Raw genomic sequence first — 8,265 nt, 5'->3', positions numbered from 1 at the left:
TCTCGGATAGGGTGGGCATGTAAATGGGGTAAGCATGAAATTACTCAATGCCCCATGGTATCGCAGATGATCTGCTCCATGGGTTTGATCGGTGTTTGCCGCCCGTCTGTTTTCCGCCTGATTATTTAGTGACAAAACCCGTATTTTTGACGACATTCGTGACGACAATGAAGGTCTATGTCAAAAGTCAGCAAGGCGGATGGCTGATGCCCACGCATCCGGCGAAGGCTCGTTGGATGCTCCGGGTAGGCAGGGCTGAGGTTATCCAGCGGACACCTTTTGCCATTCAGTTGACCTACGCCGCCACCGAGCATGGCCAGCCGGTCGCCATCGGCATTGACGATGGCGGTGTCGTGGCGGGCATCGCTGCCGTGGCCAACGGTGAGGAGGTCTACCAGGAAGAAATTCATCTTCGCACGGACATCAAGAGCAAGATGGACACGCGGCGTAGCTATCGGCGTGGGCGTCGGCATCGCAAGACCCGCTATCGGGCGCCGCGTTTTGACAACCGCCATGCCTCTCGCCAGGCGGGACGCCTGCCCCCGTCCATTCGCTCGAAGAAGGAGGTCATTGTTCGCGCCGTGGCGCAAATGCCGTTGCCGGCCCCGGTTCTAATTCGTCTGGAAGATGCCTATTTCGATATGCAGGCCATCGAAAACCCGGACATTACCGAGGCGGAATACCAGCAGGGGCCATTGCTGTACGACAAGAATTTCAAGTCGGCCTGCAAAACACGGGATAAGCATCGCTGTCGCGTTTGCAGCAGCGAGGACTCCCTGCAAGTGCATCACCTTGTCTATCGCACGAACGGCGGGAGCGACAAACTGAGCAACCTGATGACCCTCTGCCGGAGCTGTCATGACAATCACCACCAGAACGGACTGGCGCTGCCCCGCCAGAAGAATGTGTCCTTCCGCTCGGCGGCCCACGTCCAACAAGGAAAATATTACCTGCAAGACCGACTGGCAACGCTGGCGCCCGTGCAAACCACGTTCGGCTATGTCACGGCCCATCACCGCAAACGCCAGGGCATCGACAAGACCCACGCCAACGATGCGGTGGTCATCGCCCAGGTGGGCGTTTTGCCAAAAAGCTCCCTGATCAAGACAATCTGCCTGGGCGGACGCAAGCGTTCGCTCCATGAAGCCACGCCGCACCGAGGCCGTAAACAGCCCAACCGCGAGCAGAAGCGCAACGGCAAGAACGTCGTCAGTCTCAAGGGCTTCAATCGGCTGGATACGGTGCGTTTCCAGGGCCAGGTAAGCTATCTCAGTGGGTTCAACGGCACGTCGATGGCGTTTATTCGTGGCGAAGATGGTCACTACATTGCCACGCCCGGCAAGCGCTACAAGCAAGTACCCTTGTCGAAGATACAGCGTCTGCACCACAACCAGACCCACGTCAGGTTTCTGGTCAAGCAGCCTGTAACCACGTCACGGCCTTCCTCCCACGCATCACTGGCTGACGCCCGTTAATCCGTCCGTATGATTGTTGAAGATGAAATATTGCGCAAAACTTAACATGCATATAAAGTACTACTTAAATCAATGACTGCCAACCAAAGCGGACATGCTGGGAAAAATCAGCCTTAGCCGGCTGATCCGATGCAGATTTCCGCATCCAATATAACTGACGTCGGGCAGTTGCTCGGTGCATCGTGACTATGATCTATTTTAGGAGATCTATGGTCAACTACCTCGCCCTAAAGGACGAGGCTTGTGACAGCAAGCCCGGTTGACCAGGGAAAGCGGTAGCCAACCCGCTACGTTTGCAATAGGTCGTCAAGACCCACCGCCGAATGCTTCACTCAGTTCGGCGCTCTGGAAGATCAGGATCACGCTGGTGAAAGGTAAAGCGCCGAAGGTTCTGGTCGCTACCGCAAGGTAGGAGCCGGTTGCAGACTTTCCCGAGGGGAGACAGGTTGGAAGACCTGCGTCACCAGGCCCGTAAGGGCAATGTTTAGGAGGAGATCGCATGGCGGTTTTCGTATTGGGAAAGAACAAGCAGCCGTTGATGCCGTGTTCGGAAAAACGCGCACGGCTGCTGCTGGAGCGTGGTCGGGCGGCGGTGGTGAACCTGACGCCTTTCGTGATCCGCCTGCGTGATCGCTGCCTGAGTGACTGCACCTTGCAGCCAACCCTGCTGGCTGCCGATCCGGGCAGCAAGGAAACCGGGCTGGCGCTGATGCGGCTGGAAAACAACGCAACGGAAGAAAAGGCACCGGCAACCCGCCATGTGCTTTGCCTGTGTCAGTTGGTGCATCGGGGCTTCCAGATTCGCCAGGCCTTGGAGCAACGTGCCGGTTTTCGGCGTCGGCGTCGCAGCAAGAATCTGCGTTATCGTCAGCCGCGTTTTGATAACCGCACGCGCAAGAAGGGCTGGCTACCACCCAGCCTGCAACACCGGGTCGATACGACCATGGCCTGGGTGGACAAGCTGTGCCGCTGGGCACCGGTCACGCACCTGAGCATGGAGCTGGTGCGCTTTGACCTGCAGAAGATGGAAAACCCCGAGATTTCCGGCGTCGAGTACCAGCAAGGCACGCTCCTGGGCTATGAGGTGCGCGAATACCTCCTGGAAAAATGGGGCCGGGTATGCGCCTACTGCGGCACCGGTGATACACCGCTGGAAATCGAGCATGTGGTAGCGAAATCTCGGGACGGCTCTAGCCGGGTGAGCAACCTGACCGTCGCCTGTCACGACTGCAACCAGGCCAAGGACAGCCAGTGGCTTGCTGATTTCTTTGCCACCAACAAGGGACTCAAGAAACGCCTCAAAGCCAATGGTCTGTCGGCGGAAGTCCGTCTTGAGCGCGTCCAGCGCCAGCTCAAATTACCGCTGCGGGATGCCGCTGCCGTCAACGCCACCCGCTGGGCGTTGTATGGTTCCCTGAAAACCACCGGCCTGCCGGTCGCCGTGGGCAGTGGTGGTCGCACCAAGTACAACCGCCAGCGGCTGGGTATTCCCAAGACCCACGCCCTGGATGCGGCCTGTGTCGGCAAGTTCGACACCCTGAAAGGCTGGCGGGTACCCACCCAGGTCATCAAGGCCATGGGGCGCGGCAGTTATCAGCGCACCCGGCTCGACAAGTTCGGCTTTCCGCGTGGCTACCTGATGCGCCAAAAGCAAGTGAAGGGCTTTCAGACCGGCGATAGGGTCAGGGCGGTGGTGCCCAGCGGCAAGAAGACCGGGACACATACAGGTCGCGTGGCCATCCGCAAGACCGGCAGTTTCAATATTCAGACCGAACAGGGCGCGGTCCAGGGGATTTCCTGGCGCCACTGCACCCTGCTGCAACGCGGTGATGGCTACGGCTACCACCCACTACCCACCATTCAATACTAAAGGAGGCGCGGACAGGGAGCCCCGAGTCGTGCTGCGCACGACGCGTTATCCCTCCCGGCGCTAAAGCAACCGGGTTTCCCGCGCAAAACGATGAAAACATTGTCTGCCGCTCTTGTCGCTGCTACTGCTGCCCTGGCTTTCTCCGTAACCGCCCAGGCGGAACCCGATGGCGAGGCAATTTATAACCAGGCCTGCATGGCCTGCCATATGACAGGGGCTGCCGGTGCCCCGATCAAGGGCGATGCCGAGGCCTGGGAGCCACGACTCGAAAAGGGGATCGAGATCCTGTATACGCACTCGATCGAGGGTTTCAATGCCATGCCACCCAAGGGTGGAAACCTTAGTCTCAGTGATGAAGAAGTGAAGGCGTCCGTCGACTTCATGGTCAGCGCAGTGGAATAACCCTACCCTCGGCCTGGAAAGGTGTGACGGCTCGCAAAAAGCCTAAAAAACGCCACCTGTTTGAGTTCAGCGTGGCATAGTAAATGCAATCATAAGCGCCGGGAATCCTCGAAAGACCCGGCTCACCGCTCACAGAGAGGTACACTGATGTCTTCCACTTCAGCTCTTCCCTCCCATCAAGCCGCATCGCTGCCTTCCAGCCGTGGGCGCGGTGCGGCGATCATCGTTTATATGCTTTTTCTGGGCAGCGTTCTGGCGGTAGTCACCGCCCCGCTGGGTGTATTGATCGCCCACTTGAAACGACGCAACGCCGATGACTGGGTGGCTTCGCACTTTGCTTTCCAGATTCGCACTTTCTGGCTGGGTGTCATCGGGGGTGGTGTTTTCGTCGCCGCCTGGCAATTGCTCGGGCTTGCCGGACTGCCACCCATGGCTCCCTGGGCAATGGGTTATATCTATTTCACTGTTTGCCTGATCTGGATGGTGGCTCGATGCGGTGTGGGCATTCAACGCTTGACCTCCAATCGCCCCATCGACAACCCTCGTAGCCTAGCGTTCGGCGGTGCCCGTATCAGCCTGGAGGATTGATGAGCCGCGACTTGCCCAACCCCGGCTGGGGGCCGCTCTCGACCTTGCCCGGCAACCCACTGATGTGGGTGCTGATCCTCAGCGAAATGCTGGTCTTCACGGCTTTCTTTGCACTTTACGCTGGCCAGCGTGCCCTTGACCCCGCCCTTTTCAATGCCTCCCAGCAACAGCTCGACCCCCTGCTGGGCGGCCTCAATACGCTGGTGCTATTGACCAGCGGGCTCTGCGTGGCCTTGGCCGTGGAGGCTATAAGCATCGGCCGCACGCAACGCACCCGCCTGTGGCTGGGCGCCGCCATGCTGCTGGGGGTGGTGTTCTGTGCCGTCAAGCTTATCGAGTACAGCGACAAGTTTGCCGCGGGCCTGACGCCGGAAACCAATGCCTTTTTCGGGTTTTACTATGGTTTGACCGCTTTTCACTTCGCCCACGTACTGTTCGGTCTGGCGTTGCTGGGACTGGTGAGCTGGCGCACCTCCACCGAGAACGTGGAAACGGCGGCGGCCTTCTGGCACATGGTGGATTTGATCTGGATACTGCTTTATCCGCTAATTTATCTTATTAGATGATGTTCTTTTTAGATGATGTCTCTCGAGGTAACCATGACGGCACTGCCCGGCACTCGCCGCTTACTCATCACCTGGGTCATGCTAATGGGCCTGACAGGGGTTTCCATGGTCTCGGCGCGCCTGGATCAGACCACTGACTGGCAGGCCTTGTCTCTCTGGTCGGTCGCTCTGGTGCTATTGGCCACCGCTTTCAAGGCGCATCGGGTATTGATGGTCTACCTCAATCTGCGCGCCGCCACGCCTGCCTGGAAAGGAATTTTCATCGGGTTGATTCTTGTGACGCTGGCGCTGATTGCAGCGGGCTACCTGGCTGGTCGCTTCAATTTAATGGGTTAGCGCGGCGCGTTATCGGAACCGGACATACCTGAAGGGGGCGGCGTCGCATTCGCCCAGGCTTCCAGCAGCCGACCCAGCCGCATCAAGCCATACACGACGAAGGGCACCAGCAGCATCAACCCCACCCCCCAGTCGCGGTTATTGATCAGCCACACCAGTGGCACAACCACCCCCAGGGCGACGAGGGACCATAGCCCAACCGCCGCTACGAGACGTAAACGAGACATGGCAAACCTCCTCAGGTGGCAATGATCTGACGATAGATGCCCGGCAAGGCCAGGGCAAGATGCTCCGGGCGCTGCACGATGGCGTAACCCCCTCGCCCGAACAGATGAGGAATGTAACGCCCCGCCTCCCGATCGATGGTCACCCCGAACACGCGCACTTCTTCTCGCCGCGCTTCAAGCACCGCTTTTCGCGTGTCCTCGATGCCGTAACGCCCTTCGTAATAGTCGGTATCGTTAGGCTTGCCGTCGGTAAGCAGCAACAATAACCGATGACGGTTGGGCCGCTTGGCAAGCTCGCCGGAAAGATGCCGGATAGCCGGCCCCATACGCGTATAGTGGCCAGGCTTGAGCGCTGCGATGCGCCGCGACACTCGATCCCCCATCGGCTCATCGAAGCCTTTCAGCGTATTGACCCAGACGCGATGACGGCGGTGCGAGGTAAAGCTGTGAATGGCATAGTCATCGCCACAACCTGCCAGGCCATGACCCAGCACCAGTAGCGCTTCCTTGGCCACATCCAATACCCTGCGGTCCTCCAGCCAGGCTTCAGTGGAAAGCGACACATCGATCAGGATCGATACCGCCAAATCCCTCGCCTGGGTGCGACTGGCTTGATAGAGGCGATCGCTAGCCTCACCGGTAGCTGCCAGATCGCAGCGTGAGCGAATCACCGCATCCATATCCAGTTCACTGCCATCGAGCTGGCCACGCAGAATCTCGCGGCGCGGTCTGAGTGCTTCGAACTCACGGCGCACTCGGCGAATGCGCCGCCGGGTGGTTTCGTCCGGCTGCCAGTTTTCTCCCTCCTCACTCTGGATGCCACTGAGCACCACACAATGGTCCGGCATATACACTTGCTTGCGGTGGTTCCATTCCGGGTAGGTATGGCGCCCGTGCAGCCGTCCTCCGCTCACCTCATCGGGTGCCAGATCAAGATCCAGCTTGAGCTTGGAAGCGGCCTTCTTGCGATTGGGGCTGAGCACGATCTCATCGAGCTGATCGGCAGCCTGCTTGGCCTCGTCCTCGTCTTCATCTTCCACGTGGCGATTGAGATTGACCATCTCGGCCCAGGAGAGCATTTTTTCTGAGGCATTCAGCATCAGGGGGTCATCGCGGTCGGCCTGATCCTGCTCGCGCCGGTCGGCCTTGCGCTTACCGTGGTCATCTTCCGGCGACTTATTACCGGCGATGGGCGCCTCATCATCTTCCTCTTCGGTTCGCGCTTGTTTATTGGTACCCAGGGTCACGGCCTGACCCCATAACGGTACCGGAAGCGGCGGACGGTAACCGCGTGGTGCATGAAAGTTGTCTAGGGGCAGGGCAGCGTCTTGAATGGCGTCGTGCATCACGTCGGCCCAGCCTGAATCGGGCTGTGTATCGCTAAGCAGGGCACACAGGGCGGCTTCCAACGCCGCTTCCATCGGCGGCAAGCCCTTGCGTTGGGGACGAATCGTCAGCAGTTCGCGGCAGAGCCTGGCGTGGCGCCGGCCAAGTCCCGGAAAGTGGGCAAGCGCCGCTCGAGTCGCCCGGCTCACTTCACGTAGCTGAAGAAGATCATGCTGCAATGGATCTTCGACTGCCGGGACATGCCGAGCCACCGCCAGGTAAGCCACCAGCCAGAGGTAGAGATCACGATTCAGTGAGGCGTCAGAGAACAGCGCGATGCGCGGCGGTAACAGCAGGCTCTCTTCGTCGCGCCGAGCTTGATCGAGCACTTCCTCGTCAAGCCCCAGGCGCTGGCGCAGGGACAGGCGATGGGATGAGCTGCGCCCGGCGATAGCGGCGACATCGACCCCCGCCTCACCGCCACCGGCGCGAAAGAACACCCCGAGCATGGGGCGCAATGAATCGAGACGCACCGCGGCTTCAGGGTGATCGGGGTAGCTTGCCGCACCGGAAGCCCAGCGATGCCAATGGCGGCCGACGAATTCCTCGACTTCAAGAAAATCAAGCATGAAAAGCCCTCAACCGAAGGTGGCGTGAATCGCTTCCATTAGCCCTTCCTGGACATCGGCATCATCACTGAGCGGCTCCACTAAGGTAGCGCGTGCAGCCTCCAGAATGGGCACCCCGGCGGCGATCAAGGTGGCGCAGTAAACCAACAAGCGCGTGGAGACGCCCTCTTCCAGATCCTGGCCCTTCATGGCACGCAGGCTTGCGGCCAGGTTGACCAGTGCCGCGCACTGCTCGCCCGGCAACCCACTCTCCCGCGCGACGATATCACGCTCGATCTTAGGCGGCGGAAAATCGAACGACAGGGCCAGAAAACGTTGACGAGTGCTGGGTTTGAGCGATTTGAGAATGTGCTGGTAACCGGGGTTGTAGGACACCACCAGCATGAAGTCATCCGGGGCTTCGAGCAATTCGCCGGTACGCTCCAGCGGCAGCAGACGCCGATCATCGGTAAGCGGATGCAGCACCACGGTGACATCCTTGCGCGCCTCCACCACCTCGTCGAGATAGCAGATGCCGCCTTCACGCACCGCCCGGGTCAGGGGGCCGTCGACCCAGCGGGTCTCGCCGCCCTGCAACAGATACCGCCCGGTGAGATCGGCGGAGGTCAGGTCGTCGTGACAGGAAATGGTGAACAGCGGTCGCCCCAGCTTGGCCGCCATATGGCTGACGAAGCGGGTCTTGCCGCAGCCGGTGGGGCCCTTGAGCAACAAAGGCAGACGTTGACGAAAGGCGTGTTCGAACATGCTGCATTCGTTGCCGACGCTCTCGTAGAAAGGTAATTCACGCTCATCGACATGAGCTGCGACGGAAGAAAGAGGCATGGCAAGTCTCCATGGCCGGGGGAA

At 59.6% G+C, this 8,265-nt stretch carries 9 protein-coding genes; 6 read left to right on the top strand and 3 right to left on the bottom strand.

What is annotated here, in order from left to right; translation table 11 throughout:
* The first annotated feature begins 47 nt into the window (after positions 1–47).
* From iscB (DU506_RS16460) to DU506_RS16435, 6 genes are all read left to right on the top strand, one after another.
* Complete coding sequence (gene iscB, locus DU506_RS16460; protein ID WP_328587994.1) at positions 48–1,475, top strand: RNA-guided endonuclease IscB; 1,428 nt, start codon at positions 48–50, stop codon at positions 1,473–1,475.
* Between the two features lie 499 nt (positions 1,476–1,974).
* Positions 1,975–3,345: an RNA-guided endonuclease IscB gene (iscB, locus tag DU506_RS16455; RefSeq protein WP_114487978.1), complete on the top strand. Its 1,371-nt coding sequence runs from the start codon at positions 1,975–1,977 to the stop codon at positions 3,343–3,345.
* Between the two features lie 90 nt (positions 3,346–3,435).
* Positions 3,436–3,747: a c-type cytochrome gene (locus DU506_RS16450; RefSeq protein WP_114487977.1), complete on the top strand. Its 312-nt coding sequence runs from the start codon at positions 3,436–3,438 to the stop codon at positions 3,745–3,747.
* Between the two features lie 147 nt (positions 3,748–3,894).
* Entirely contained in the window at positions 3,895–4,335 is a 441-nt protein-coding gene (locus DU506_RS16445) for a DUF4870 family protein (protein WP_114487976.1), read from the top strand.
* On the top strand, positions 4,335–4,901 hold the full coding sequence (locus tag DU506_RS16440) for a cytochrome c oxidase subunit 3 family protein (RefSeq protein ID WP_114487975.1): 567 nt from the start codon (positions 4,335–4,337) through the stop codon (positions 4,899–4,901). The genes DU506_RS16445 and DU506_RS16440 overlap by 1 nt, the downstream gene beginning before the upstream one ends.
* Positions 4,902–4,934: 33 nt before the next feature.
* Entirely contained in the window at positions 4,935–5,237 is a 303-nt protein-coding gene (locus tag DU506_RS16435; protein WP_114487974.1) for a cytochrome C oxidase subunit IV family protein, read from the top strand.
* Here DU506_RS16435 and DU506_RS16430 read toward each other — a convergent pair.
* The 3 genes from DU506_RS16430 to DU506_RS16420 are packed head-to-tail and all read right to left on the bottom strand — an operon-like array spanning position 5,234 to position 8,241.
* A complete protein-coding gene (locus DU506_RS16430) occupies positions 5,234–5,464 on the bottom strand; it encodes a hypothetical protein (protein ID WP_114487973.1) in 231 nt (76 codons plus the stop codon). The two genes, DU506_RS16435 and DU506_RS16430, sit on opposite strands and share 4 nt — an antisense overlap.
* A gap of 11 nt (positions 5,465–5,475) precedes the next feature.
* A complete protein-coding gene (locus tag DU506_RS16425) occupies positions 5,476–7,419 on the bottom strand; it encodes a nitric oxide reductase activation protein NorD (RefSeq protein ID WP_114487972.1) in 1,944 nt (647 codons plus the stop codon).
* A 9-nt stretch (positions 7,420–7,428) separates the two neighbouring features.
* Positions 7,429–8,241, bottom strand: a complete 813-nt coding sequence (locus tag DU506_RS16420; RefSeq protein ID WP_114487971.1) for a CbbQ/NirQ/NorQ/GpvN family protein — start codon at positions 8,239–8,241, stop codon at positions 7,429–7,431.
* Positions 8,242–8,265 lie beyond the last annotated feature (24 nt).

The organism is Vreelandella rituensis, assembly GCF_003336665.1.
Taxonomy (GTDB): domain Bacteria; phylum Pseudomonadota; class Gammaproteobacteria; order Pseudomonadales; family Halomonadaceae; genus Vreelandella; species Vreelandella rituensis.
This window is presented reverse-complemented; position numbering and strand designations above follow the sequence as displayed.

Coding starts and splice junctions, on each gene's coding strand:
- iscB (WP_328587994.1), top strand. CDS start 48: ATGCCCCATGGTATCGCAGATGATCTGCTCCATGGGTTTGATCGGTGT.
- iscB (WP_114487978.1), top strand. CDS start 1,975: ATGGCGGTTTTCGTATTGGGAAAGAACAAGCAGCCGTTGATGCCGTGT.
- DU506_RS16450 (WP_114487977.1), top strand. CDS start 3,436: ATGAAAACATTGTCTGCCGCTCTTGTCGCTGCTACTGCTGCCCTGGCT.
- DU506_RS16445 (WP_114487976.1), top strand. CDS start 3,895: ATGTCTTCCACTTCAGCTCTTCCCTCCCATCAAGCCGCATCGCTGCCT.
- DU506_RS16440 (WP_114487975.1), top strand. CDS start 4,335: ATGAGCCGCGACTTGCCCAACCCCGGCTGGGGGCCGCTCTCGACCTTG.
- DU506_RS16435 (WP_114487974.1), top strand. CDS start 4,935: ATGACGGCACTGCCCGGCACTCGCCGCTTACTCATCACCTGGGTCATG.
- DU506_RS16430 (WP_114487973.1), bottom strand. CDS start 5,464: ATGTCTCGTTTACGTCTCGTAGCGGCGGTTGGGCTATGGTCCCTCGTC.
- DU506_RS16425 (WP_114487972.1), bottom strand. CDS start 7,419: ATGCTTGATTTTCTTGAAGTCGAGGAATTCGTCGGCCGCCATTGGCAT.
- DU506_RS16420 (WP_114487971.1), bottom strand. CDS start 8,241: ATGCCTCTTTCTTCCGTCGCAGCTCATGTCGATGAGCGTGAATTACCT.